At 47.1% G+C, this 25416-nt stretch carries 27 protein-coding genes; 12 read left to right on the forward strand and 15 right to left on the reverse strand.

All coding sequences use genetic code 11. The features are described 5' to 3' along the window. Positions 1 to 13: 13 nt before the first annotated feature. Positions 14 to 1006 (reverse strand): GDP-mannose 4,6-dehydratase, encoded by a 993-nt coding sequence (gmd, locus tag N2245_RS06430; RefSeq protein ID WP_494535905.1) that lies wholly within the window; start codon positions 1004 to 1006, stop codon positions 14 to 16. Beyond that, on the reverse strand, positions 1003 to 1983 hold the full coding sequence (locus tag N2245_RS06435) for a GDP-mannose 4,6-dehydratase (RefSeq protein WP_494535906.1): 981 nt from the start codon (positions 1981 to 1983) through the stop codon (positions 1003 to 1005). Before N2245_RS06435 ends, gmd begins: the two co-directional genes overlap by 4 nt. Before the next feature lie 148 nt (positions 1984 to 2131). Between N2245_RS06435 and N2245_RS06440 the strand changes: the two genes are divergently transcribed. Next, positions 2132 to 3925, forward strand: coding sequence for a S9 family peptidase (locus N2245_RS06440; protein ID WP_494535907.1), 1794 nt, complete (start codon positions 2132 to 2134; stop codon positions 3923 to 3925). A gap of 14 nt (positions 3926 to 3939) precedes the next feature. Here the strand turns inward: N2245_RS06440 and larE are convergent, their stop codons facing one another. From larE to pyk, 8 genes are all read right to left on the reverse strand, one after another. Continuing rightward, positions 3940 to 4776, reverse strand: a complete 837-nt coding sequence (gene larE / locus N2245_RS06445) for an ATP-dependent sacrificial sulfur transferase LarE (RefSeq protein ID WP_494535908.1) — start codon at positions 4774 to 4776, stop codon at positions 3940 to 3942. A 36-nt stretch (positions 4777 to 4812) separates the two neighbouring features. Next, entirely contained in the window at positions 4813 to 5622 is an 810-nt protein-coding gene (locus N2245_RS06450; RefSeq protein ID WP_494535909.1) for a ParA family protein, read from the reverse strand. 29 nt (positions 5623 to 5651) lie between these two features. Continuing rightward, positions 5652 to 6119: a universal stress protein gene (locus tag N2245_RS06455; RefSeq protein ID WP_494535910.1), complete on the reverse strand. Its 468-nt coding sequence runs from the start codon at positions 6117 to 6119 to the stop codon at positions 5652 to 5654. 49 nt (positions 6120 to 6168) lie between these two features. After that, entirely contained in the window at positions 6169 to 7230 is a 1062-nt protein-coding gene (gene rseP / locus N2245_RS06460; RefSeq protein WP_494535911.1) for an RIP metalloprotease RseP, read from the reverse strand. Positions 7231 to 7240: 10 nt separating this feature from the next. Further along, positions 7241 to 8452 carry a 1-deoxy-D-xylulose-5-phosphate reductoisomerase gene (locus tag N2245_RS06465; protein ID WP_494535912.1) on the reverse strand — a complete coding sequence of 404 codons (1212 nt, stop codon included), beginning with the start codon at positions 8450 to 8452 and terminating at the stop codon, positions 7241 to 7243. Positions 8453 to 8512: 60 nt separating this feature from the next. After that, the gene (locus N2245_RS06470; protein WP_494535913.1) at positions 8513 to 8989 is read right to left on the reverse strand and encodes a hypothetical protein; all 477 of its coding nucleotides are present in this window, start codon (positions 8987 to 8989) and stop codon (positions 8513 to 8515) included. A 127-nt stretch (positions 8990 to 9116) separates the two neighbouring features. After that, the gene (gene gpmI, locus N2245_RS06475; protein WP_494535914.1) at positions 9117 to 10652 is read right to left on the reverse strand and encodes a 2,3-bisphosphoglycerate-independent phosphoglycerate mutase; all 1536 of its coding nucleotides are present in this window, start codon (positions 10650 to 10652) and stop codon (positions 9117 to 9119) included. 38 nt (positions 10653 to 10690) lie between these two features. Beyond that, the gene (pyk, locus tag N2245_RS06480) at positions 10691 to 12127 is read right to left on the reverse strand and encodes a pyruvate kinase (protein WP_494535915.1); all 1437 of its coding nucleotides are present in this window, start codon (positions 12125 to 12127) and stop codon (positions 10691 to 10693) included. Between the two features lie 127 nt (positions 12128 to 12254). Between pyk and N2245_RS06485 the strand changes: the two genes are divergently transcribed. The 10 genes from N2245_RS06485 (at position 12255) to N2245_RS06530 (ending at position 20304) form a co-directional block, all read left to right on the forward strand. After that, positions 12255 to 12797, forward strand: a complete 543-nt coding sequence (locus tag N2245_RS06485) for an RrF2 family transcriptional regulator (RefSeq protein ID WP_494535916.1) — start codon at positions 12255 to 12257, stop codon at positions 12795 to 12797. Between the two features lie 29 nt (positions 12798 to 12826). Further along, positions 12827 to 13600 carry a Fe-S cluster assembly ATPase SufC gene (sufC, locus tag N2245_RS06490; protein ID WP_494535917.1) on the forward strand — a complete coding sequence of 258 codons (774 nt, stop codon included), beginning with the start codon at positions 12827 to 12829 and terminating at the stop codon, positions 13598 to 13600. A 42-nt stretch (positions 13601 to 13642) separates the two neighbouring features. After that, a complete protein-coding gene (gene sufB / locus N2245_RS06495; protein ID WP_494535918.1) occupies positions 13643 to 15052 on the forward strand; it encodes a Fe-S cluster assembly protein SufB in 1410 nt (469 codons plus the stop codon). 87 nt (positions 15053 to 15139) lie between these two features. Then, complete coding sequence (gene sufD, locus N2245_RS06500; RefSeq protein ID WP_494535919.1) at positions 15140 to 16444, forward strand: Fe-S cluster assembly protein SufD; 1305 nt, start codon at positions 15140 to 15142, stop codon at positions 16442 to 16444. A gap of 5 nt (positions 16445 to 16449) precedes the next feature. Next, positions 16450 to 17703 (forward strand): cysteine desulfurase, encoded by a 1254-nt coding sequence (locus N2245_RS06505; RefSeq protein ID WP_494535920.1) that lies wholly within the window; start codon positions 16450 to 16452, stop codon positions 17701 to 17703. A gap of 39 nt (positions 17704 to 17742) precedes the next feature. Continuing rightward, positions 17743 to 18129 carry a Fe-S cluster assembly sulfur transfer protein SufU gene (gene sufU / locus N2245_RS06510; protein WP_494535921.1) on the forward strand — a complete coding sequence of 129 codons (387 nt, stop codon included), beginning with the start codon at positions 17743 to 17745 and terminating at the stop codon, positions 18127 to 18129. 46 nt (positions 18130 to 18175) lie between these two features. Then, on the forward strand, positions 18176 to 18493 hold the full coding sequence (locus N2245_RS06515; protein WP_494535922.1) for a non-heme iron oxygenase ferredoxin subunit: 318 nt from the start codon (positions 18176 to 18178) through the stop codon (positions 18491 to 18493). A gap of 143 nt (positions 18494 to 18636) precedes the next feature. Continuing rightward, the gene (locus N2245_RS06520; RefSeq protein ID WP_494535931.1) at positions 18637 to 18825 is read left to right on the forward strand and encodes a Trm112 family protein; all 189 of its coding nucleotides are present in this window, start codon (positions 18637 to 18639) and stop codon (positions 18823 to 18825) included. Positions 18826 to 18849: 24 nt separating this feature from the next. After that, positions 18850 to 19500, forward strand: coding sequence for a haloacid dehalogenase (locus N2245_RS06525; RefSeq protein ID WP_494535923.1), 651 nt, complete (start codon positions 18850 to 18852; stop codon positions 19498 to 19500). Positions 19501 to 19572: 72 nt separating this feature from the next. Continuing rightward, positions 19573 to 20304 carry a DUF554 domain-containing protein gene (locus N2245_RS06530; RefSeq protein ID WP_494535924.1) on the forward strand — a complete coding sequence of 244 codons (732 nt, stop codon included), beginning with the start codon at positions 19573 to 19575 and terminating at the stop codon, positions 20302 to 20304. On the opposite strand, the gene N2245_RS06535 is transcribed toward N2245_RS06530, so the two are convergent. Together N2245_RS06535 and N2245_RS06540 are read right to left on the reverse strand one after the other, a co-directional pair. After that, complete coding sequence (locus tag N2245_RS06535) at positions 20281 to 22584, reverse strand: heavy metal translocating P-type ATPase (RefSeq protein WP_494535925.1); 2304 nt, start codon at positions 22582 to 22584, stop codon at positions 20281 to 20283. The genes N2245_RS06530 and N2245_RS06535 overlap by 24 nt on opposite strands. After that, a complete protein-coding gene (locus N2245_RS06540) occupies positions 22550 to 22975 on the reverse strand; it encodes an ArsR/SmtB family transcription factor (protein ID WP_494535926.1) in 426 nt (141 codons plus the stop codon). Before N2245_RS06540 ends, N2245_RS06535 begins: the two co-directional genes overlap by 35 nt. 79 nt (positions 22976 to 23054) lie before the next feature. Here N2245_RS06540 and cutA point away from each other — a divergent pair, with 79 nt between their 5' ends. Beyond that, positions 23055 to 23426: a divalent-cation tolerance protein CutA gene (cutA, locus tag N2245_RS06545; protein ID WP_494535927.1), complete on the forward strand. Its 372-nt coding sequence runs from the start codon at positions 23055 to 23057 to the stop codon at positions 23424 to 23426. On the opposite strand, the gene N2245_RS06550 is transcribed toward cutA, so the two are convergent. Genes N2245_RS06550 through N2245_RS06560 form a run of 3 tightly spaced genes read right to left on the reverse strand, consistent with a single transcriptional unit; the run spans position 23413 to position 25291 of the window. Further along, positions 23413 to 23652 carry a YtxH domain-containing protein gene (locus N2245_RS06550; RefSeq protein WP_494535928.1) on the reverse strand — a complete coding sequence of 80 codons (240 nt, stop codon included), beginning with the start codon at positions 23650 to 23652 and terminating at the stop codon, positions 23413 to 23415. The two genes, cutA and N2245_RS06550, sit on opposite strands and share 14 nt — an antisense overlap. Positions 23653 to 23688: 36 nt before the next feature. After that, positions 23689 to 24417 carry a hypothetical protein gene (locus tag N2245_RS06555; protein WP_494535929.1) on the reverse strand — a complete coding sequence of 243 codons (729 nt, stop codon included), beginning with the start codon at positions 24415 to 24417 and terminating at the stop codon, positions 23689 to 23691. Continuing rightward, complete coding sequence (locus N2245_RS06560) at positions 24401 to 25291, reverse strand: deoxyribonuclease IV (RefSeq protein WP_494535930.1); 891 nt, start codon at positions 25289 to 25291, stop codon at positions 24401 to 24403. The genes N2245_RS06555 and N2245_RS06560 overlap by 17 nt, the downstream gene beginning before the upstream one ends. Positions 25292 to 25416: the final 125 nt, after the last annotated feature.

Raw genomic sequence — 25416 nt, forward strand, 5'->3', positions numbered from 1 at the left:
GCTCTTTAACGAATCAACGGATCATTGGTGTGAGCGGAGCATCCTTCTGGCTGGCTACTAATTCCATGTCCGCTTCTACCATCATCCTGACCAAATCTTCGAACTTCACCGTTGGCTGCCAGCCCAGCTTCTGCCTTGCCTTGGTGGAGTCTCCTACTAGTAGGTCGACCTCAGCAGCTCGGAAGTACTTGGGATCGACCACCACATAGTCTCTATAGTCAAGTCCAACATGTGAGAAGGCTAGTTCGACTAACTCCCTTACGGAGTGCGTCTCTCCGGTAGCTATAACATAATCATCAGGTGTTTCCTGCTGCAACATGAGCCACATTGCCCTCACGTAATCGCCGGTATATCCCCAATCCCTCTTGGCGTCAAGGTTACCTAGTCTAAGTTCCTTTTGCAGCCCATGCTTGATCCTTGCTACGCCATAGCTAACCTTGCGGGTAACGAATTCTAGTCCTCTCCTGGGCGATTCGTGATTGAAGCATATTCCTGAGCACGCGAATATTCCATATGATTCTCGATAGTTCACCGTGATGTAATGTCCGTATACTTTTGCTACACCGTAGGGACTGCGTGGGTAAAATGGTGTGGTTTCTCTCTGTGGGGTCTCTCTTACCTTACCAAACATCTCTGAGCTGGAAGCCTGATAGAACCTTATGCTAGGGTCTACAAGTCTTATGGCCTCTAGCATGCGAGTGACTCCCAACGCAGTGAACTCTCCAGTCAGGACTGGTTGTGTCCAGCTAGTGGGGACAAAGCTCTGCGCTGCTAGGTTGTAAACCTCATTTGGTTTGTATTCCTTGATGATATCTATCAGAGAAAGCTGATCCAACAGATCCCCAGTTACTATCTCTATATCATCTTGAATGTGCTTTATTCTTCCAAAGTTTTCTAGGCTAGTACGCCTTACCATGCCAACAACTCTATAGCCCTTTTCAAGCAGGAACTCTGCCAGGTAGGAACCATCTTGTCCAGTTATGCCAGTAATTAGCGCCGTTTTCATATGGTGTCTCTCCCATGACGCACTAAGTATTGATCGCTTTTGACCCTATCCCTCCAATAGTCAAGAATATCTATGAGGGTCTGCTCCAGTGGTATATGTGCCTCCCACCCTGTATCCCTGCGAAACTTCTCGGGATTACATCTTAGCTCAGGTATGTCTGAAGGCCTCAACCTGTTAGGATCTGTCTCTACTTTTATATCTATTTTGGATTGTCCTACCAGAAATTCCAATATCCATTGTATGGACACTGATCTACCTGTTCCTATGTTGTAGATCTCTCCAGGCTTCGATCTATCTACGGCTAATACGTAAGCCTTTACTATATCTCTAACATCGGTAAAATCACGCTTGCTCTCCGTATTGCCAACCCTGATCACCGGCTCCGATAGACCTGCTTCTATACGCGCTATCTGCTCCGCAATGGATGGTATAACTAGCCTGGGTTTTTGCCCTGGCCCAGTGTGGTTAAATGGCCTTAGTACCGTAACAGGTAGTTCTTGGCTCTCGTGCAGGCTGAGAGCCAGCAGGGTCTGTGCAGCCTTGCTAACGGCATATGGGCTTATGGGGGCTAGTGGTTGCCTCTCATCTATCGGCAGTTCATTTGGCTTTACCTTGCCATACTCCTCTGCAGAGCCTATCGCTATGATTCTGGGTTTCGGATCTATATCTAGTGCGCTATACAGCAAATTCGCTGCCCCTAAAGTATTATTCTCGATGGTATATATGGGGTGCTCAAAGGAGCTGAACACCGAGCTTTGAGCCGCTAGGTGAAAGATTACTTCTGGCCTAATGTTCTGGATAATATGCTTTATAGCTCCGCGATCTAGGAGATCTGCCCTGACTGGAGTTGCGCCCTCGACTGATGTGCCAGATCTTGAAAGTGCCCATACATGGTAGCCTTGTGTCTTTAGCTCTCTTACCAAGTAGGGGCCTACAAATCCCGATGCTCCTGTGACTAGAACCTGTCTCTCTTGCATGTACCTTCTTCCTTAGTTTTCCTGTTTGCTCTTCACCCTCAAACTCATATTATCGGCCTAGACGCAATACTCATATTACTCCAATTCAGATATATTTCCGACTTCTGCTATCGTATTAGTTAGGCTACTCCTAATTATCGAGTGAGAGGTGAAAAGGTTGCATAAGTATGACTTTCGTAGGTTCTTGCATGTTCGCAACGCTTATGCGGGTTCGATCAGTCCCAATGGTAAACAAGTAGCGTTTCTGTATGATGTAACTGGTGTCCCGCAGGTTTGGATCACGTCCATAGATGGGCAGTGGCCAGACCAGGTTACCTACTTTGAGGAAAGGGTATCAGGGGTCAAGTTTTCTCCGGATGGTAGCCGATTGGTGTTCATCATGGATGCTGGTGGCAATGAACGACATGGTATCCATGGTGTACTGTTGGATGGTTATATACACGAGCCTATCCAAGCAGAGCCGAATGTCATTCACCTGTGGGGTGATTGGAGCCCTGACGGTAGGCATATAGCTTATACCTCAAACAAAAGAGATCCTAGATTCTTTGATGTCTATATCAAATCCTTAGATGGCGAGGATCCCATTATGGTCTTGCAGGATGATGGGACAAACTCTGTTCCTGCCTGGAGTCCAGATGCCCGTCACCTGATCGTCTCCAGATCTGAGACTAACTTGGACAATAATATCTATCTGCTGGATTTGGAATCTGGCGACCGTAAGCTTTTATCTCAGCATGAAGAAGAAGCGCTGTTCGTATCCCCTCACTTCATTGGACCCAACAAACTGATAGTTGCCTCTAATAAGAATAGAGAATTTGTAGGAGTTGCCGAGATAGATCTGAACAATGGAGATTTCAGATACTTGATCGAGACCGACTGGGACGTGGATTCTCTTACGGTCAGCAAAGATGGCTCAAAGATCGTCTATGCACTTAACGAGGATGGCTACAGCAAGCTGTATGTCTGGCAGGATGGCCGCATTAGAGCCTTAGAGTCTATTCCTTCTGGCGTGCTTGCGCAAGAGCTAGAGCTATCTGATGATGGTTCGACTCTAATATTCTCTATGTATTCCCCCTCCCTTAATCTGAACGTTTGGGCGGTAGATGTATCCACCGACAGGTGCTGGCAAGTTACCTACGCTGGCAGGGCTGGTATACCTGACAACGTGTTTGCCGAGCCCAGGCTGATCAGGTATCGAAGCTTTGATGGTTTAGAGATCCCTGCGTTTCTATATCTCCCTCCGGATAAGGAACCCCCTCTGCCCGTCGTTGTCCACGTGCACGGTGGGCCTGAATCGCAGGCAAGGCCAATTTTCAACGCGTCCATACAGTACCTAGTTCACCACGGTTTTGCCGTGCTGGCCCCGAATGTTCGTGGAAGCACAGGCTACGGTAAATCTTATACGCATTTGGATGATGTTTATCTCCGAATGAACTCAGTAGCGGATTTGAAAGCTGCCGCGGACTGGTTAATAGAATCGGGCATAGCTCAAGAGGATAAGATTGCGATAATGGGAGGCTCGTATGGGGGATTCATGGTGCTATCGGCCATAACCACCTATCCAGATGTTTGGGCAGCAGCGGTAGATATAGTCGGTATAGCTAATTTCGTGACCTTCCTCGAGAATACTGGACCATGGAGGAGGAAGCTTCGGGAAGCTGAATACGGAAGCCTTGAGAACGATCGAGAATTTCTGGAGTCTATATCACCTATCAACCACGTGGACAAGATAAGCTGTCCGCTGCTGGTAGTACACGGCGCCAACGATCCAAGAGTACCTGTGGGAGAGGCAGAGCAAATAGTAGATAGCCTGCGCGCCAGAGGGATGGAGGTAGAGTACATACGATTTGAGGATGAGGGACACGGTGTCGTGAAACTACCTAATAGGATCTATTACACAGAGCAGGTTGTAAGGTTTCTTGACAAGCATCTTGGGAGCTAGCTCCCAAGATGCTCTTAATTAGCTGTATGAGTATGAGTGTAATTTGGAGTAAGCTTTAGCACGTCGTTCAAGCTACCGCTACGCAACCCAGAAAGGTCCAAGGAGACATAGAGGAACCCGGCAGCTTTGATGGCAGATACTATCTCATCACGCTTCTCAAGTACCTTTGGGAACTCCTCGATTGGCACCTCGATGCGGGCGACGTCGCCATGATGCCTGACCCTTAGCTCTCTAAACCCTAATGATCTCAGGGCTAGCTCGCTCTGCCCGATTTGGCGGAGCTTCTTGATAGTTACACTGCTGCCATAGGGAATACGGGAAGAAAGGCAAGGCATACTCGGCTTATCCCAGGTGGGTAGACCTTTTAGCCTTGATATTTGACGTATTTCTGCCTTGGTTAGTCCAGCTTCTGCTAATGGGCTGCGTATACCCAGCTCCTTAGCCGCTTGGTGGCCAGGACGGTAATCATGGCTATCATCTAGGTTAAAGCCATCAACTACAACTGCATAGCCTTCCTTTTTCGCGAGCGCTGAGAGCTTCGTAAACAGCTCGCTCTTACAGTAGTAACATCTGTCCGGGTTATTGGCTACGTATCTAGGGTCAGATAGCTCCTCAGTGTGGATAGGTATGAACCTTATGCCTATCTTTCTAGCATTTTCCTCGGCTTCTTTGAATTCTTCTTCTAGGAGGCTTTCACTTAAGGCTGTGGCTGCTGCTGCCTTGTCCCCCAAGACTTCATAAGCTACTGCTGCAAGCAGAGTACTATCAACGCCGCCGGAATAGGCGACCAGCACGCTGTCCATATCCTTTAGTAAGGATTTGAGAGTTTCCAGCTTGTCTTCAAGGGACATGTCGATGCTCCTTAGTTTCTTATAGTGCATTCTATACTAACGTTCAGGCTTACTGTCAAAGGCAAGACCGTATACTTGCTTTATTCTGTCTAAAAACTCTTCTCCTAGGGAGCTGTATGCAAGCGCTGCCTTGGAGCTCGGATAATACTCAAATATGCTTTGGCCGTAACTGGGTGCCTCGCTAAGGTAGACGCTTCTAGGTATAAGGGTTCTAAAGAGTTTGTTTGGGTAGTGTTTCTGTACTTCCTCAACAACCTGCTTCGACAACCTAGTTCTGCTGTCAAACATAGTCATAACTATACCGAAGAGCTCCAATGTCGGGTTTATCCTACTCTTCACTAGTTGGACTGTACTGACAAGGTGTCCTAATCCCTCCAATGCCAGGTACTCACATTGTATAGGTACTATAAGTCCTCTAGAGCTGCTCATTGCATTTATGGTCAGCAGCCCAAGCGAAGGGGGGCAATCTATTATGACTATGTCGTAGTTGTTAAGTATTGGCTCAAGTGCAATCTCTAGCCTCTTATCTCTATCAGGCAGCGACGCAAACTCTACTTCGGCTGCTGCTAGGTCCCTACTTGCTGGCAATAGGTCGAGCCCTGTTTGTGAGGTTAGATGAATAGCTTCTTTAGCAGGCTCTTCCCCTGACAACAGATCATAGAGGGTCGCACCTTGGGGCTCTACGCCAAGACTACTTGTGGCGTTTCCTTGGGGATCGAGATCCACTAGGAGTGTGCGCACGCCGCGCCCGGCCAGGTACGAGCTAACATTGACGGCTGTGGTGGTCTTGCCGACTCCACCCTTCTGGTTAGCTATCGCAAATATAGGTGTAGGCTTTTTATTCATTTTGACAGGAGGGTTTGATAGGATCCTCGTCAGCTTTGAGTGCCTCTAAGCACTATAACTTTCATTGGGGCATGCTCAAGTATATAAGGAATAGTTGTCCCCATGTAGTACTCTCCGTGCTTGCGCTTGTATGGTAATCCTACAACTATAAGGTCGCAGTCTCTAGCTGTGGCCTCATCCACTATGGCTGTGCCTGCCGTCCTGGCTTGTAACAGGTCCAAGTCTATTCGAGCTCCTATAGAGTCTGCAATAGCTTGGGCTCTTTCCAAGACTTTATCTGCCCTTATACTGACGTCTTCGTCTGGAGAGGCATCTACAGGCTCTGTCCAGGGCATCTCTATAACGTGCACGGCATATATAGGAGTCTTAGTTCCTTTAGTTAACCAGCAGGCGAACTTTACCACGACTTCATCCATCGGGTTGTTTCCAATCGCGACAAGTATTCCCCTGAATTTGTCTATCCCTGCTGGGTGTTCCTCTCGTCGCCAGGGCAACATATAATTCTTTCCTCCAGAATAAATATTAGTATCGTGGAAGAGGTCATCTTTATGGTATAGCTGTACCTCCAGCTATCCTTAACACATCGAAGATGCTGATTATTGCAAGCAGGGCTAGTAACAGCATCATCCCAACGGCATGCACCAGGGCCTCTTTGTTGGGCGATATTTTCTTGCCACGTATAGCCTCGATTATCACGAAAATCAGCCTACCTCCATCCAGTGCTGGTAGAGGTAAAAGATTTATCAAGAACAAGTTGATTGAGAGCAGAGCTGTCCACTCAGCTATACCTCTTAGTGCGCTCTGTCGTGCTATCTGCCCAGTGGCGTCGGCGATACCTATGGGGCCCATTACGCCTCCTATGCCGACCTTTCCAGTGATCAGGTCGCCTATGCCCTGCACTATGGTTGCTATTACTTCAAAGCTATGACTAATTCCCACGCCGATAGCTGCGATAGGGTTGTACTTACGAGTTACTACGGTTTCTGGATATATAACTATGCCGATTGCCCCCTGTCCTCTGGGGGGATTCACCCGTGGTGTTACCTGCTTCGATATTGTTCTTCCATCTCTCTCCACGACAATGGTCACGGTCTGGCCACGTTTGCCCGATATTACTCTGGCTATATCATCAGGGGAATCTATACTTATCCCATCTATAGATCTAATCTTATCCCCTGGCTGTAGCCCTGCTGATGCCGCAGGTGAGCTTTCAGCTACCTGCCTAATGACAGCCCCCTTGGAAACCGGTAACCCAGTCATTGCCAGTAGGGTGAATATGATTATGGCTAAGAAAAGGTTCATTAGAGAACCAGCAGCTAGAACTATCGCCCTTTGCCAAGGCTTCTTGTAGCTAAACGAGCTTGGGTCATTGGGGTCTTCTCCGTTCTCACCATAGATGCGCACGAAGCCCCCAACGGGTATAAGGTTAATGCTATAGATAACCTCGCCACGCTTTATACCTATTAGTCGCGGTGGAAATCCGAACCCGAACTCTTCTACTCTGATACCATTTAGTCGTGCAGTTACAAAGTGCCCTAGCTCGTGCACGAACACTAGCAGCCCGAGCACTGGTATTATCCATAAATAGACTAACCAACCTAGATCCAATTTCTACCCCCTATATTTCTATACAGCTACGACCCTTCATGGACTTGATGAAGGATTTTACAAATAACCTGGCCCACCTATCTGCCTGTCTAATAGATTCTAGATCTATATCCTCATCTTTACATATTGGTTCATGCTTAGCTAAAGCTTCCTCTACTATACAGGATATATCTAGGAATCCTATGCGACCTTCCAAGAATGCTGCTACAGCCTCATCATCTGCAGCAGACAATACTGCGGGATAAGTGCTGCCCTTCTTGCCAGCTTCTATAGCTAGACTCAGGCATGGAAACCTAGCCATGTCTGGAGGGTAGAATTGCAGCTCAAGGGACTTAGTAAAATCCAGATACCCCAAATTAGGATTGTATGGGTGCTCTGGATAGCATAGGGCGTACTGAATAGGCACTCGCATATCCGGGATGCCAAGCTGAGCTTTTATTGAGCCATCATTGAACTCAACCATTGAGTGCACTATACTTTGGGGGTGGATCACTACATCTAGTTGTTCAAAAGGTATATCAAACAGCCAATGAGCCTCGATTACTTCCAGTCCCTTGTTCATTAGAGTGGCACTATCTATGGTCACTTTGTTCCCCATACGCCAATTTGGGTGGGCTAGCGCTTGGGATGGAGTAACTTGTTTCATCTCCTCTAAAGGTGTATCCCTAAAAGGTCCGCCCGATGCGGTTAGTATAATTCTCTTTACGCCTTCCGGTCTTCGTAATTTGGAATCCCCTAAGCCTTCACCCTGCAAACATTGCCATATTGCAGAATGCTCACTGTCTATAGGTCGAACCGTAGCATCATGTTTATGGGCCTCAGATACTATGATTCTGCCTGCCATGACCAGAGCTTCTTTATTGGCCAGGGCAATTATCTTGCCACTTCTAATGCCTTGGATAGTAGGCTCCCATCCAGCAGAACCAGTTGTAGCCACTACTAACAATTCGACCTGAGGGGATGCCGCTATCTCTAACATCCCCTCAGGTCCGCTGAGTCCACCTGGGAGTTTATCGCTAACTAGGCAGTACATTTGCGGCTTGAAGCGTTCTATCTGCTCTTCAAGTAGTTTACGGTTGCTACCTGCAGCTAAGGCTACAACCTTGAACTTATCTGGATGTGAGCTTATAACATCCAGAGTCTGAGTGCCTATCGAGCCTGTACTACCTAGTATAGCTACCTTTATCGGCTGAGCGATTTCACCTTTGGGGTACATAAACATAACGCCCAATTCTACCCTTGAGTATATTGGGCGTCAAACTAATACTGATAGCCTTATTAGCTAAGCTGAGTTTGGTAGGAAGCTCCTCAACCAAGGCTTTATAAGGGTCCACGGACTTGGCATCTCGTCGCTATCTTGAGATTCTATTCGACTTCTAGTAGGCTCTGTTTTGGATGCAACAAGTTTTTCATATTCATGAGTTGGTATACCACCGCTCTCAAGTAACTTCCTTCTGGTCCTCCGCATCTCTCGCTTGAGCAACATGAGCTCTTTCTCTATCACTGCTATCTCATCCCTTAGATCCTGTATAGCCAATTCCCTTTCCTCTAGTAATGACAAGAGCTCATGCCATTCCATGGGCTCACGCTCGTCATCTTCAAGTTCTGTTAGAAGTTGTGCTCTGCGCTCTTTGGCATTCATATAAGCCTTTCTCCTGTTTTGAAAATCCTCTAGAAAGGATTCCAGATCGTTATTACATTCTCTTCCCAAGCTTTCTATTACCCTAGAAGAATAGGTGTGCCCATTCTTTGTTGCCAATTGCCCTCTCCTTGTATCTCCGATTCCTTTCTAAGTACGAGCCCATCATAAGCATCAAGAGTAAAAGAGGGCATTAAAGGATCAGCCAGAGCGCTAAAAGCATCGTAAAAGCAGGATGTTAGTAAGACTACTCCCAGATAATTAAGCTAGAGCCAGTCATATCTGGATGAGGAGGTATTCCTACTAAGTCTAGTAGGGTTGGCGCCACATCTGCCAGCTTGCCACCTGCTCTTAGTCTCCTAACTTTACTGACTCCTACGAGTATGCAGGGGACTGGATTAGTAGTATGTGTTGTACACGGAGTACCATCTGCCATAAGCATGGTCTCGGCGTTACCATGATCGGCTATGATGAGTGCTGCTCCGCCGACCTCCATAGTTGCTTTCACTAACTCACCAACTCCCTGATCCACGGTTTCGCAGGCTTTTACTGCTGCAGGTATAACGCCCGTGTGACCTACCATGTCAGGATTCGCGAAGTTGACTATAATTAGTCCGTCCTTCTTCTGTCTTATACGTTCTGCCACTTTCTGCGCAAGCTCTGGTGCGCTCATCTCAGGTTGTAGGTCGTAAGTAGGCACCTTAGGGGAGGGCACCAATAACCTTTCCTCTCCCTCGAAGGGTTTCTCTCTCCCGCCATTGATAAAGTAGGTAACATGGGCATATTTCTCAGTTTCAGCAGCGTGGAATTGTGAGAGCCCGGCCTCAGAAACAACTTCGGCTAGAGGGTGAGCCACATCGAAGGCTCTGAAAGCTACACCACTTACTGGTATCTGGGGATCATATTCGGTCATGGTGACGTAGTGTAGAGGTGTGATATATACGTCGCGCTCGAACTCTTTGAAGTTAGGATCTACAAATGCTTGAGTCAGCTGCCGTGCTCTGTCGGCTCTGAAGTTGTAGAAGATTATGCTATCCCCCGGTCTAACAGTTACGGGAGAGCCATCATTCACTATAGCTATAGGCTTTACGAATTCATCTGTGATGCCTTCCTGGTAAGATTTTTCGAGGGCGGTGATAGGATTACTTGTTTGCTCGCCTATACCTTTGGTCAAAAGGTCATAGGCTAACCTGGTTCTGTCCCATCTTTTATCTCTGTCCATGGCATAGTAACGGCCAACTATGCTGGCTAGTTTTACTCCCGATTGTTCGAATATGGGCATCCACTGACGTAAGTAATCTAGGGCGCTCTTAGGTGGTGTATCCCTGCCGTCTAGGAAAGCGTGGACAGCAACTCTATCGAGCCCGTTTTGCCTGGCCATATCGATGAGGGCCTTCAGGTGGTTGTAGTGACTATGGACACCCCCTGGGCTGAAGAGTCCCATCAAGTGTAATGTGCCTTTGCTCTCTTTGGCATTATCAATGGCACTAAGCAGTGCGGGGTTCCGATAGAAACTACCGTCCTCTATGGACTTATCTATTCTTGGCATGTCCTGCAGTACGACGTAACCGGCACCGATATTGAGGTGCCCCACCTCGGAGTTACCCATCTGTCCCTTAGGCAACCCTACAGCTTCACCAGAAGCTTGCAAAGTGGTAAATGGACAGCTATTAGATAGCTGATCATAGTTCGGGGTATGTGCAAGATGGACAGCATTACCCTCGCCTTCTGGGGCTATACCCCATCCATCCATTATGATTAGCACTGTTGGCCTGTATGGCAACCTCTTCCTCCCTAGGGTTTATTCTTTTTCCATAACAGCTAAGTGTCCGACCCCGCGACTACGTGCAACTTGATGAAGTTAGTTTTTGTTGGACCTGGGATAGGCATGCCACCAGTTATCAATATCATAGACCCAGGTTCTACGTAGCCACGGTCCAGCAAGTCTTGTTCTACCCAGGCTACAGAGTCTTCGATCCTGTCCTGCTTGGGCATTAGCAGTGCTCTTACACCCCACCAGAGCGCAAGTCTTCGCCTTACCTTCTCTGAATATGTGTAAGCAAGAATCGGTACGCTAACTCTGGTACTACTCATAATCTGTGCGGTGTAACCGCTCCTAGTCATGGGAACTACGGCACACACTTCGGGTAAATCCTCAGCCATGGAACATGCTGCGTCACTGAGAGCGCGGACTGGATTCATATTGGTGAAGGACTCTGTCTTTCGCGTTGGTATACTCTTCTCCGTCTCCATGGCTATTCTTCTCATCATCTGCACAGCTTCAACTGGGTATTTGCCTACGGCTGTCTCTCCAGAAAGCATTACGGCATCCGTCCCATCTAGAATCGCATTGGCAACATCGCTTGCCTCTGCTCTAGTGGGTCTAGGGCTTGATATCATGCTTTCCAGCATCTGGGTGGCTGTTATAGCTGGTAGTCCTCTTTCCTGGCATTTCCTTATTACCTGCTTCTGAATTATGGGTACCCTTTCAGGTGGCATCTCGACTCCAAGGTCACCGCGAGCTACCATTACTCCATCACTTACACAGAGGATGTCGTCTAGATTGGCTATGGCTTCCGGCTTTTCAAGCTTTGATATCACTGGAGCATCTGAATCTAAGTCTCTTAGTATTTTCTTGGCTAGCTCTACATCAGATGGTTTCCTAACGAAGCTGAGCGCTACGTAGTCTACTTCTAGTTCCCTTCCTATCTTTAGGTCCTGAATATCCTTTTCGGTCAGTGCGGGAGTGCTGAGAGGTACTCCTGGAAGGTTTATTCCCTTGTGCTCGTAAAGGAATCCTCCTCGTACTACTTCACACAGTACATCAGTATCCTTCGAGTCTAGAACTCTTAGCTCGAGGTTACCGTCATCGAGGAGAATTATGTCTCCGGGTTTGGTATCCTCTGCTATGTGCTCGTAGGTCGTGGGCACCAGCTTGGCATTCCCTACAACTGGTTTGCTAGTTAGAGTGATCCTATCGCCTGCACTCAGTGTTATGGGTCCGCCACCCTCGAACTCTCCTACTCTTATCTTGGGCCCCTGGAGATCTTGCAGTATGGCTACAGGAATATCTAAAAGAGAGGAGATATTTCTGATAGACTTGGCGACAGAGGCGTGCATCTCTGGATCAGAATGCGAGAAGTTGAGTCTGAAGACATCAACACCTGCCTCTATCAGCGCACGAATCATAGTCTCGCTGCTAGTCGCTGGACCTATAGTAGCTACAATCTTGGTCGCGGGCCTTATAGTCCTGGGCATCTTCTCCCCTAAAGAATTTTGTTTCTTCGGCGGTTATTCTACCAATTATAAAGCCCTTTAAGTGGTGGATACACTTAGCAAAGCTGATGAAAATCTGCTATACTAATTCCGACTTAGGAGGTCGGAATTGGTTGCTAGAGAACGAGCGCTCTTTTCTATTAGGGCCGAGTATGGCGTGAGACTGATGATGATGCTGGCTCGGGAATATGGTAAGGGGCCACTATCACTGACACGTGTGGCTGAGGAAGAGCTTTTGCCCTTGCCCTACTTGGAGCAGCTTATAGCCAATCTGCGCAGAGATGGGCTGGTTGTGAGCCATCGTGGAGCCAGGGGAGGGTATGAGCTAGCAAGGCCCCCGGAAGATATAACCATGGGAGAGATAATAAGATCTCTTGAGGGGCCAATAGTGCCCATGGTATGCGCTACTGAAGACGAGTCAGAGATTACCTGTTATAAAGGCGATTATTGCTCGGCCCAGGTTTTATGGTCTAGAGTTAGGGATGCGGTCAGGCAGGTTTTAGATTCTACAAAACTCTCTGAAATCGCCAATATCGGCGAAGCTGTGGGAAAAGAACGGTGCTGTTCCAGCAACCAGATTGCGCCCCATAAGCTGCAACTACATCTGGGGCACAAACCTGAACCTTATCATAATCATAGGCTTAGTCAGTAAAAATCATAACTACGGAGTGGAGTTGGTATATGGACAAGGTGCTAGTGATCAAAGATCTACATGTCAAGTTAGCGGAAGAGGATAAGGAAATTATTAGGGGACTGGATCTTGAACTTGAGAAGGGTAAAGTACATGCTATCATGGGCCCCAATGGTTCTGGAAAGAGTACCTTAAGCTATACGCTTGCAGGTCATCCCAACTACGAAGTTACAGAAGGCGACATACTGTTCGAGGGTGAAAGTATTCTCGAGCTTGAGCCGGATGAGAGGGCCCAAAGAGGCATCTTTCTGGCATTCCAGTACCCGATGGCTATACCAGGAGTGACCATGGCTAACTTCCTGCGTAGTGCGGTCAATGCTGTACGTCAGGCCCGAGGTGAGGAACCCATGCCAGTGCCTGAATTCCGCAAGAAGTTGAATGAGAAGATGGCCATGCTCAAGATGGATAGGAGCTTTGCCAGTAGATACATAAACGATGGCTTCTCTGGAGGAGAGAAGAAGAGGGCTGAGATCTTGCAGATGGCCATGCTCGAACCTAAATTGGCCATTATGGATGAAACCGACTCTGGATTGGATATCGACGCTCTTAGGATAGTCGCTGATGGCGTCAATACCCTCAAGACCAAAGATATGACGGTCCTGCTTATCACGCACTATCAAAGAATCCTCAATTACATCAAGCCTGATGTGGTCCACGTACTGGTCGATGGCAGGATCGTTACCTCAGGCGGTCCCGAGCTAGCTCTGGAGCTAGAAGAGAAGGGCTACGATTGGGTCCGTCAGGAATTTGCGGCTACAGTCTAGCCACCTTGTTAGACTGTTTAGAATTTGGAAGGAGTTTGCAAAATGGCTATAACAGAAGAAGAGCTGAGGCATTCTGAAGATCGATACGAGTACGGCTTTAAGGACCCTGAAAACTACGTATTCAAGAGCCGTAAGGGGCTGTCTCCTGAGATAGTCAAAGAGATTTCCTGGATGAAGGGTGAGCCGGAGTGGATGACTAAGTTCCGGCTGAGGGCACTGGATCACTTCCTCAAGAGGCCAATGCCTACCTGGGGTGGTGATCTAAGCGAGATCAACTTCGACGATATTTACTACTACGTCAAGCCCGTTGAACGTCAGGGCAGGTCCTGGGATGAAGTGCCCGATTATATCAAGCAGACGTTTGATCGTCTGGGTATCCCTGAAGCCGAGCGGAAGTTTCTGGCTGGTGTTGGTGCTCAGTATGAATCCGAGGTTGTATATCACAACCTTAGGAAGGAACTTGAGTCTCAGGGAGTCATATTCCTCGATACGGATACAGGATTGAAGGAATATCCTGAGCTGTTCAAAGAGTACTTTGGGACTGTTGTGCCGCCTAACGACAATAAATTCGCAGCTCTGAATAGCGCTGTGTGGAGTGGCGGCTCATTTATATACGTTCCTGAGGGCGTCAAGGTAGAGCTGCCCTTGCAGGCGTACTTCCGTATAAACGCTGAGAACATGGGTCAGTTCGAGCGCACCTTGATCATAGCTGACAAAGGTAGCTACGTACACTACGTGGAAGGATGTACTGCGCCTGTCTACAGCACCGACTCCCTGCACTCTGCTGTGGTCGAAATCATAGTCAAAGAGGGTGCCAGGGTTCGTTACACGACTATACAGAACTGGTCGAAGAACGTATACAACCTAGTTACCAAGAGAGCGGTGGCATACAAGGATGCCACTATGGAGTGGGTTGATGGCAACCTTGGCTCTAAGCTGACTATGAAGTATCCATCGATCTATCTAATGGAGCCAGGTGCTAAGGGTGAGATCTTGTCTGTAGCCTTCGCAGGACACGGACAGCACCAGGACGCAGGTGGAAAAGTTATACATGTGGCTCCTTATACCACCTCTACCATTACTTCGAAGTCTATAAGCAAGAATGATGGTAGGGCTAGCTATCGCGGCCTTCTAAAGGTGTATCCAGATGCGCATCACTGCAAGAGTAACGTGCGCTGTGATGCATTACTACTCCATGAAGAAAGTCGAACGGATACCTACCCATATATTGAGATCGAGAACGATCAGGTAGAGATAGGTCACGAGGCAACTGTTAGTAAGGTTGGCGAGGAACAGCTCTTCTACCTGATGAGCAGAGGGATATCTGAAGCTGAAGCTTACAGCATGATAGTGACGGGCTTCATCGAGCCCATCGCAAAGGAGCTCCCGATGGAGTATGCTGTTGAGCTCAACAGGCTTATCCAGTTGGAGATGGAAGGCTCCGTAGGATAGTCGAAGTCTTGCTGGGAAACCTGGGAAGAGGGACACCCTCTTCCCAGGTCCTAGATATTATCAATTCAGTTGGTTGAAGGGAGAGGGATGGAAGTTACAAGAACAGCTATCAATACAGGTCGCATTTCACGCGAGACTGTGATTAATCTGTCGGAATCCTTGAATGAGCCCGAGTGGCTTAGAGATCTCAGGCTTAAGGCTTGGGAGACGTTTGAAAATACTCCGATGCCAACGCTACAGGATGAAGAGTGGCGAAGAACAGATATTCGGGCTCTCAACTTTGATAATTTCCAGGTTCCACTAGAAGCATCTGCTAGCTATCTACCTGAGAGTTCTGAGGACCATAGAAGTGGTTTCGCTCAGTTCGTGGATGGCAGGCTAGTTCAATCTTGGCTAGATGATTCTCTGGTAGCTAGAGGGGTAATAATGACCGATCTCTCAACCGCTGCCAGGGAGCATCCTGACTTGCTTCGGCAGTATATCTTCTTGATGGTGCCTGATACCTACAGTAAATTTGCTGCTTTGGCTAATGCTCTTGGTAATGGAGTGTTTGTGTACGTTCCTCCTGATGTCCAGGTAGATTTGCCTGTACAGATTAGTTTCACGCTCAGCAGTCCAGGACTAGCTGTGTTCCCCAGATCCTTGGTGATAGCTGAGAGAGGCTCTAGTTTGGCCATCATAGAGCGGTATTACACTGAAGATTGGAAGGATGAGCCAGAATCCTTGAGCGTTGCTGGAGCCGAGGTGATAGCCGGTGAAGGATCACAACTGCGTTACGTAAGTGTGCAAGAACTGGGGAGAAACTTCTGGCACTTCCTCGTACAGAGGCACAAAGTACTAAAAGATGCTCAGGAAAACAGCCTAAACATAGGTCTTGGTGGTAAGCTTTCTAAGTCTAACGTAGAAACAGTCATGGCTGAAAAGGGCGGCGTTTCTGAGCTGCTTGGTATATACTTTGGTGATGATTCTCAGTTCTTTGACTACCACACTCTTCAGGATCATGCTCAACCTAACTGTACAAGTGACCTTCTATACAAAGGGGTGTTGAAAGATACAGCAAGAGCTGTCTTTAGTGGGCTTATCAAGGTCAGACCTGGAGCCCAGAAGACAGATGCTTACCAGACAAATCGTAACTTGTTGCTATCCGACAGTGCACGCGCTGACTCTATCCCTAATCTTGAAATAGAGGCCAACGACGTACGCTGTAGCCATGGTGCAAGTGTTGGCCCTATAGATAGAGAACAGCTTTTCTACCTGATGGCTCGAGGACTTAGTAAGAAAGCTGCTGAGAGGATGATAGTTGATGGCTTCTTCGAGCCAATAGTGAATAGAATCCCCCTTGAGGGAGTAAGGGACAGACTTCTGGCTGCTATAGACAAGAAAATGGAGTGATAACTATGGCTGTTTCAACTACTACTAGAGCGCAAACTGTTGATTGGGATTCGATACGTAATGATTTCCCAGTGCTGCAGCAATCCTACGATGGTAAAAGGCTTGTCTACTTGGATAGCGGTGCTACAAGCCAGAAACCTAGGGTCGTCATAGATGCGCTCAATGAGTACTACAGCCAATATAACGCTAATGTTCACCGTGGTGTGTATAAACTAAGTGAAGAGGCTACTGCTCGCTACGAAGAAGCTAGGGTCAAGATTCAGAAGTTTATCAACGCTCGCAGCCCTAAAGAGATAATCTTTACATCCAATGCCACTGGATCCATAAATCTTGTGGCTTATAGCTGGGGAAGAGCTAATGTTCATCAGGGAGATATCATAGTTTTTACCGAGATGGAGCACCACTCCAATATAGTTCCCTGGCAGATTCTTTCTCAGATGACCGGCGCTAGACTAGAATTCATTCATATCACGGATGATGGTTATCTTAGACAGGAGGATATAGATAGGGTGTTGCAGTTACGGCCCAAGATTCTGGCCGTAACTGCGGCTTCCAATGTGCTAGGTACCATAAATCCCATTGAGGAGATAGTGAAAGCCGCGCACTCCGTAGGCGCTCTAGTGTTGGTCGACGCGGCGCAAGCAGCACCTCACATGCCAGTCGATGTTCAGAAATGGGATGCAGACTTCGTAGCATTCACCGGACACAAGATGTTGGGTCCAACTGGCATAGGAGTTCTTTATGGTAAGAGAGAACTGCTTGAGTCGATGCCCCCATTCTTTGGTGGGGGTGACATGATAAGGGAGGTCCATCTAGAGTGGACACGCTACAACGATCTACCTTGGAAGTTCGAGGCTGGAACTCCTCATATAGCTGGAGTAATTGGGTTGGGTGTGGCCGTAGATTATCTCTCGGCTATAGGTATGGAGAACGTCCGAGAGCATGAGCGGGAATTAGTTGAATATGCACTAGAGCAGCTGTCACAAGTGCCAGATCTAGTGCTGTATGGTCCCCCAGCTAAAGACCATGGAAGTGCCGTTAGCTTCAATCTTGGAGATATACATCCACACGATCTTGCGCATATTCTAGACCAAGAAAACATAGCTGTCAGAGCTGGCCACCACTGCGCTCAACCTCTCATGGAGAGATTGGGTTGTGCAGCTACCACTAGAGCTAGCTTCTATATCTACAACACCAAAGAGGATGTCGATGCCTTGGTCAAAGGCCTTTGGAAGGCCCGAGATGTGTTCAAACTATAGTAGAATTAGTGGTTAGATTTAATCTGAACAAGGTTTGGTATGGAAGATTTCTACAGAGAGTACATACTGGATCATTACAGGAATCCGCGTAATAAAGGGACAATAGATAATCCTGATCTATCATACGAAGACTCGAACCCTCTTTGCGGAGATGAGATCAGGATAGATCTTCGTATCAGAGATGATGTGGTTGAGGAGATTAAGTTCTCAGGCAGGGGATGTGCGATATCTCAGGCCTCAGCTTCGATGCTAACCGAGATGGTAGAAGGTAAACCTCTGGAGGAAGTCAAACAGATATCTAAAGAGGATCTACTTGATGTGTTGGGGATACAGCTGAGTCCTGTTAGAGTCAAATGCGCTCTCCTTAGTTTGAAAGTACTCAAAGGTGCGGTCTACGGTATTCCTCACACTGACGAGGACCTCTAGTCATTGCTCTTTTTATGATTTTATGACCTATGGGGAGTTATCCTGTATGGGGCAGTGGTATGTCGTTGCTAAGGCTAAGGATATAAGGCCGGGCGAGGTCAAGCATGTAGAGCTACAAGGAAAGGAGATAGGCATATATGAGGTAGATGGCGAATATTATGCCATCTCCGACGTATGTTCTCACGAGTACGCTCGTCTATCTGAAGGTGAATTTTATCCAGATGAATATCTAGTTGAGTGTCCACTCCACGGCTCTCAGTTTGACATAAGGACAGGACGTCCAAGAAGTTTACCGGCAGTGAGACCGGTTCCTGTCTATCAAATACGCGTAAGTGGAGATGATTTAGAAATATACCTCGACTAATTACTTGTGCTCCTCTGTCGAGTCGCAGAGGAGCACTTTTATCTTCTAGTAATGTTATAATCCGTCAAAAATCCGTTGTATAAGGCGATAGACGATCGTTGCATTCAGTGGATGATCAAGGATCCGATGCAGAGCTTCCCAATATGATCTGCTGTCCGCGCTGTCGAGGACGTCTTGAAATGGCTGATGGCCATGTGGTCTGTACAGATTGCGGGCAATCATACATGCAGGTTAAGGGGGTATTCATCTTGCAGTATCCTGCTGAGGATATAAATAAGAGAGGACTTATGGATGTGGTAGGGGAGTTGATAACCTTTAGACTTGAGAAGTAAAAGGCAGTCCGGTAAGGAGGATGAATGTCGATAGCAACTGAGATAGGTCTAGATAAGATAGGTTCTGATGCGCTTTCCAAGCTTGAAGCTAAGCACAACGTGCGTGAGATAGCATTAACTGTATCCAGAGCTATAATTAGGGCCTCTGCAAATGCCATTCGTGCTACCCACAGAGATGAATTTGATGAGGCTCAAAAGGATCTTGATGCTGTCGCAGAGCAGATAGCTGATCTCAAACAGCAATTGCATGATCATCCAGATATATATTGGGCCGGTTATGTACAAGATGCTTTGAAGGAATATGCGGAAGCTAGAATCACCCTGTCGCTAATACGCCACAATGCCGTGCCGCATATGGATGAGATAGGGGTGGATGTGTCGCCCTATCTCAATGCTCTTGGAGAGGCAGTAGGTGAACTCCGTAGAAAGGTATTAGATATCATTCGGCATCAGGATGTTGAACAGGCCGAGCGCTTTCTGGAGATTATGGACGAGATCTATAACCTGCTAGTAACCGTAGACTACCCAGATGCCCTGACTGGTGGACTGCGCCGCACTACCGATAACGTTAGAGGTATATTGGAAAGAACCAGGGGTGATCTTACTATCGCTCTCAGACAACAAAGGCTGGAAAAGGCGCTTAAAACTTTCTACAACAGGATAGGTATACAATAGTATTGGTTTTGTATTTATTGACGATCTAGGCAATCGCTACATGTTGGAGGTGTAAATATAAACGCCTTCCAAATGCTGTCAGGTACTTTACTTAACGTATTAACGGTCTCCGTGGGCTCTACTCTGGGGCTAATAGTTGGCCAGAAGATGCCGGATAGAATCCACAAGATTATTTTTGATGGGCTAGGATTGCTCACCCTCCTTGTTGGTGTCCAGATGGGCTTGGAGACAAAGAATGTTTTGTTTCTGCTCGGGGCTATATTGATCGGGGGAATAATAGGTGAGTTGCTGAAGATAGAGAGCAACCTCGACAGATTTGGCAATTGGGCTCAGCTCAAACTCGCTAGGGGTAACGATGGTCGTTTTAGCGAGGCTTTCGTGGCTTCAAGCCTTGTATTCTGCGTGGGGCCAATGACCATCACGGGTAGTCTGCAGAACGGGCTAACAGGTGATTATAGGTTACTTGCATTGAAGTCTTTCCTAGACCTATTTAGCTCTTTCGCCTTCGCCGCATCCTTGGGATGGGGAGTATTTCTCTCGGTACTTACGATTCTGGTTTTTCAGGGAGGATTATCCCTCGGAGCAGGTCTCTTCTCGGGAATACTAAACGACACACAAATAATCAGCGAACTCACCGCGGCTGGTGGAATACTGATCATAGGTATAGGTATCAGGTTACTGGACGTAAAGCGTATACCAGTGGCTAATTTCTTACCTGCTCTGGTTGTTTCACCATTACTAGTTATGGCAATTAGAAATCTAGAACCTGTATTTAGAAATCTATTCAGCGGGTTTATGTCTTAGCATTCTCATAGCATTCGCCGTAACAAGGATCGATGCTCCTGTATCCGCCAGTATCGCAAGCCACAGACTCGTTATACCTATAGCCGACAGCAATATTATCGTTGCCTTGATGAACAAGGAAAAAGCTATGTTCAATTTGATAGTGGCCAAGGTGCTTCTAGACAGCTTAATTGCGAAAGGTAGCTTAGTCAGATCGCTCGACATCAAAGCTATATCAGATGTCTCGATAGCTGTGTCGCTACCGGCTGCTCCCATCGCGATACCCAGATCTGCCGCAGCCATTGCCGGAGCATCGTTTATACCGTCTCCTACCATTGCAACCTTCCCATATTTGTCTTTGAGCTCCAGTATGGCTTGAACTTTGTCCTCAGGTAAAAGCTCCGCTCGGTATTCATCTATACCCAGTCGTTGAGCGAGTGATCGGGCTGTAGTAGAGTTATCACCGGTGAGCATGACTATGTGTTGTATTCCGTTTTCCTTCAATTTCTGTATTACTTCTCGTGACTCAGGTCTAGGTTCATCTTCAACCGCTATAGATCCAAAAACTTCTCTATCAGAGCCTACTACCAATACTGTTCTGCCATCTTCCTGCCACCTCTTTATCACATGTGAAAGTCTACCCATATCTACTCCTAGTTCTTCAAACAATCTAGGTGTTCCTATGTAATAAGTGGTGCCATCGATGGTAGCCCTTGCTCCACGCCCTGTGATAGCTTCAAAGTCAGATATTTCCTTTGCTACAAGCTCAGATTCACTCTTATCATGCGGGTAAAGATGTTGATGTTCATTGCCATGCTCATGCTGGATGCTGCTAGCCACTTCCAGCTCTCGCCTCCTCAATATGGCGGCAGCTAAGGGATGCTCGGATCTCTCTTCAATAGTAGCTGCAAGGGATATAACCTCTTCAGGTTCATAGCCATTGGCAGTATATACCTCTACTACCTCCGGTCTTCCGTGGGTCAAGGTGCCAGTTTTGTCAAAAGCTATAGCACCAATTTGGCCAGCTAGCTCTATATAGCCACCACCCTTTATCAGCATGCCATGCCGAGATGCATTAGCTAGCGCGGCAACTATAGCTACTGGAGTGGATATTACCAGAGCACATGGACAGCTTATAACTAGCAATGTTAGCGCCCTATAGAACCAGGGTATAAAAGGTTCTCCCATTAATGGTGGTATCGATGCCACTAGTATGGCTAACGCGATTACAGCTGGGGTGTAGTACTTAGCGAAGCGCTCCATAAAACGCTCAGTTTTGGCGCGATTGGCCCCAGCTGTTTCTATCAGCCTGGTGATCCTAGCGATAGTGCTATCTCCAGCTAACTTTGTTACCTCTACCTCTAGGTATCCCCTCTGGTTCAGAGTACCAGCGTAGACATCGTCTCCCGGTGACTTCTCGACAGGTAGACTCTCTCCAGTTATAGGGGCTTGATTGACGGTGGAGTAGCCAGAGATTACGCGTCCGTCCATGGCTATCCTCTCACCAGGACGTACAAGCATCACATCCTGCAGCTCCACCTCCTCTACAGGCAGCTGTATAGTTTCACCACCTCTTCTGATTCTTGCTACCTGTGGGGCTATCTGGAGGAGTTCCTGTATCGCATTACGAGCTCGATTAATAGTTAGCGATTCCATCCCCTCGCCAAGGGAGAATAGCATCACCACGGTAGCAGCTTCAGCCCACTGATTGATTATTACAGCTCCTAGTACGGCCACCGTCATCAGAAGATCTATACTGGCGGTCTTAGCCCTTAGGAGTGTCACCACGCCGGAGCGAGCGATATTGTACCCTCCAAAAATTATGGCCAGTCCGTAAAATATCAGCTGGATCAGGTTTACTTTTTCTAGGCTAAGCCCAAATGCAGCTAGTATTGACGGTATCTCCGGGAATTGGGGGATTATCCCTTTACTATTGAGAAAGCCAAAGATAACACCTAGTAGGTAGAAGAATCCTGCAATGATAGCTGCTCTTAGCTGCTGTATGTGCAGCACTTGCGAAATCCAACCCTTATTTCTTACTGAAGTCGATTCGGTCCCAATATTGTTTTGATCTACAGGCTCAGCACCGTAACCTGCTGATCTAATAGCCTTAACTAACTTGCTAGCTGTATCATCTTTATGGGATTCGTCTTGTAGAGTAACCTGTACGCTTGACGTGCTGAAGTTTACGTCGCAGTCCCTAACCCCTTCAACAGAGCGAACTGCGCTCTCTACAACCCTTGCACAACTGGCGCAATCCATTCCCTCAACTTTGATAACTATCTTCTCTGCTTGATTCATGCTCTTCCCCATCATCTGCTTCACTTTCAAGCAAGTGATTTAGAGTTTGTTGAATGAGGTTGACCACGTGATCATCACACAACTGGTAGTAAACTGTGCGACCTGTCTTGCGATACTTGACAAGCCGCATAGCTCTCAGCAACCTTAGTTGATGTGAAACTGTACTCTGCTTGAGTCCGAGTTTGTCCGCTATTTCACACACGCACGATTCGCCACCAATCAAAAGAGTTATTATTTTTAGGCGTGTCGAATCGGCCAATACCCCGAATACCTCAGCTAGATCCAGTGCTAGATCATCACTGAGTGGTAAAGTATGTTTATAGGTAGACGAAGAGCTATGCTCTTCGGTGCATATATCTTGCGGTCGTTCTAAGGCTTGTAACTTACTCATCACGCACTGCCTGAATTCAATATATGAACAACTATTATATTCTACATAAACTCTTGATTAGCATCTAGGGGCAAATATCATGACGAACGAAATAGTACTGATTTATACTGTTTGTGGATCAGTTGAGGAGGCCGAGAAAATAAGCCAGGTGTTAATCCACGAATCGCTTGCTGCCTGTACTAATTACTGGCCTATTCACAGCATGTACATGTGGAAGAATGAGCTAGTAAATGATAGTGAAGTAAGCATGATAGTCAAGACGACGCACGAAAAGATGGCCGAGGCTTGCAGGAGAATACAGGAGCTACACTCTTACGAGTTGCCTTGTATATTGACACTTTCTCCAACCTATGTTGATCCATCATATGCAATGTGGATTATAGCTGAGACCAGAGCTGGTACTAGTGAGGACGCCTCAGCTAATAACCGTGAGCTAGCTACTGAGACATAGCCCTTCTCTTGATAGCTAGCGCGTCTACCTTAGATTCCCATTCAGCCCTGAGCTCTCGCTCCCTAGCAGACATTGCGCTCTTTGCGGCCTCGACAGCTTCTCGCCGTCGAGCGTCAAGCTTTCTTCTCAATTCTTCGCCAGATTGAGGTGCAGCAACTATAGCTATCGCAGCTCCAACCGCTAGCCCAACTCCTGCCCCCAGGATGAACCTAAAGAGTTTACCCACCTATCTTCCCTCCAAATAGCTATATAATACAAATCATTATAGTTCAGGTGACTCGTCTTCTGGATATTCAGGCTTAGGAATCAATCCTTCTTTCTGCAGTATCCATACGGTGGCGCGATTGAGCAATACCGACAGGAAAGATAACGTTATAAGTACGATCAATGGGGATATCAATATGCTCATTAGACCAACTAACAGCGCCATTATCAGCAAGGTCGTGGTAAAGAAAGGATATCTCGAGAATGCCACAAATCCATTCCTAAGCGCTGTAAGAGCACCTTTCTCAGACCTAACCATCATAGGTCCAGCGAGGAATATGGTGCCAAACCAAATCCATCCTATGACAATGCTAACCATTGATAGAGGTACAGCCCATGTAGCGTTTACTGAGAGATAAAAGCCTACTACAGTCAAAACGATGGCTATCCCAATAACTTCCAACCCCAGGAGCATCCAGGCTCTGCTCGCATCGCTTCTAGCATGCCTCAACATCAGAGTAACTTCTGGTCTTTCGTTGTATACTAATGATTCAGCCGTAACATGTAACAGACCAATCAACAGTGGAGCACCTACGATCACGAATAGCAGTATACCTACTACGATAGTAGCCAATGGATGTATACCAATAGCATCCATCCCCAGACCTATCAAGAAAGGCAACAGAATAGCTCCTACAGCCACTACCACGTTACAGACACTGTATCCGACTAGATTGAACCAGGTGTCTCCTATAGATCTGAAGAATACCCTAAGTGCCGATATCATCTTTGCCTTCCCACCACTGCCTAAGTTTTTTTATCTGCTCTGCACCTGAATTCTTATCTGCTATCTGGGGCGTTTCAAGTATCCAGGGTTTGAATCGAATGCCGGCATTGGTGAGTAAAGCTTTCCATCCTCTCTCACCAATTATTCCCTCACCTATGTTCTCATGCCTATCTCTTCCGCCCCCAATACGCACATTAGTGTCGTTAGCGTGTATTAATTTTAACTTATCGAATCCTATTTTTTGATCAAATTCCTCCAGAGTTTGGTTGACAGCATCCTCGGAGGATAGATCGTATCCGGCAGCCCATATATGGGCAGTATCCAGGCATATAGCAACTCTCTTTGTATCACCTATTTTATAGAGTATCCGTGCTAAGTCATCGAAGTTTGATCCCAAGCTGTTCTTGGTCCCAGCACTGGTCTCCAGAAGAATAGGGACGTCATCTGTATTATCAAGCGCAGTTTTAACGCTATTCACAAGGTTTTTTTCCGCCTCTTCTCTTGTAGTACCTGATGATGAACCCAAGTGTATAACTACGCCTTGTGCTCCTAACCTCTTGCCCCAACGCAAGTATGAGATTATGGAACTAATGCTCTTCTCTCTTAGTTCGATATTTGGGCCAGCAGGATTTAAGAGATATATTGCGTGTAGGAAGATGGCGCGAAAATTGCTTTGATTGTATGCATCAATGAATAACCGCACCTCTTCATCGGAATGTGTGGGTTCTCTCCATTGCTGGGGAGCACTCACGAATATTTGTATGCAGTTGGCACCGATTTCGAGTGCTCTGGGCACGGCCTTACTTAGACCGCCCCCTATACCAACATGTGCGCCTATTAGGGGTTCCTGGATAGCCTTATTTTTCTCACTCATGCTGAGAAATATATCACATCATACGACCTCAAGTGTGATTTTGTCTCCTAGCAGCCTGGCCTGGATAGCCGGAAAAAGCAGCTATGTATAGGGTGTTAGACAACCGTTACGAGGTAGAGTGGAAG

This window comes from Thermobaculum sp. T2p, from assembly GCF_059335935.1.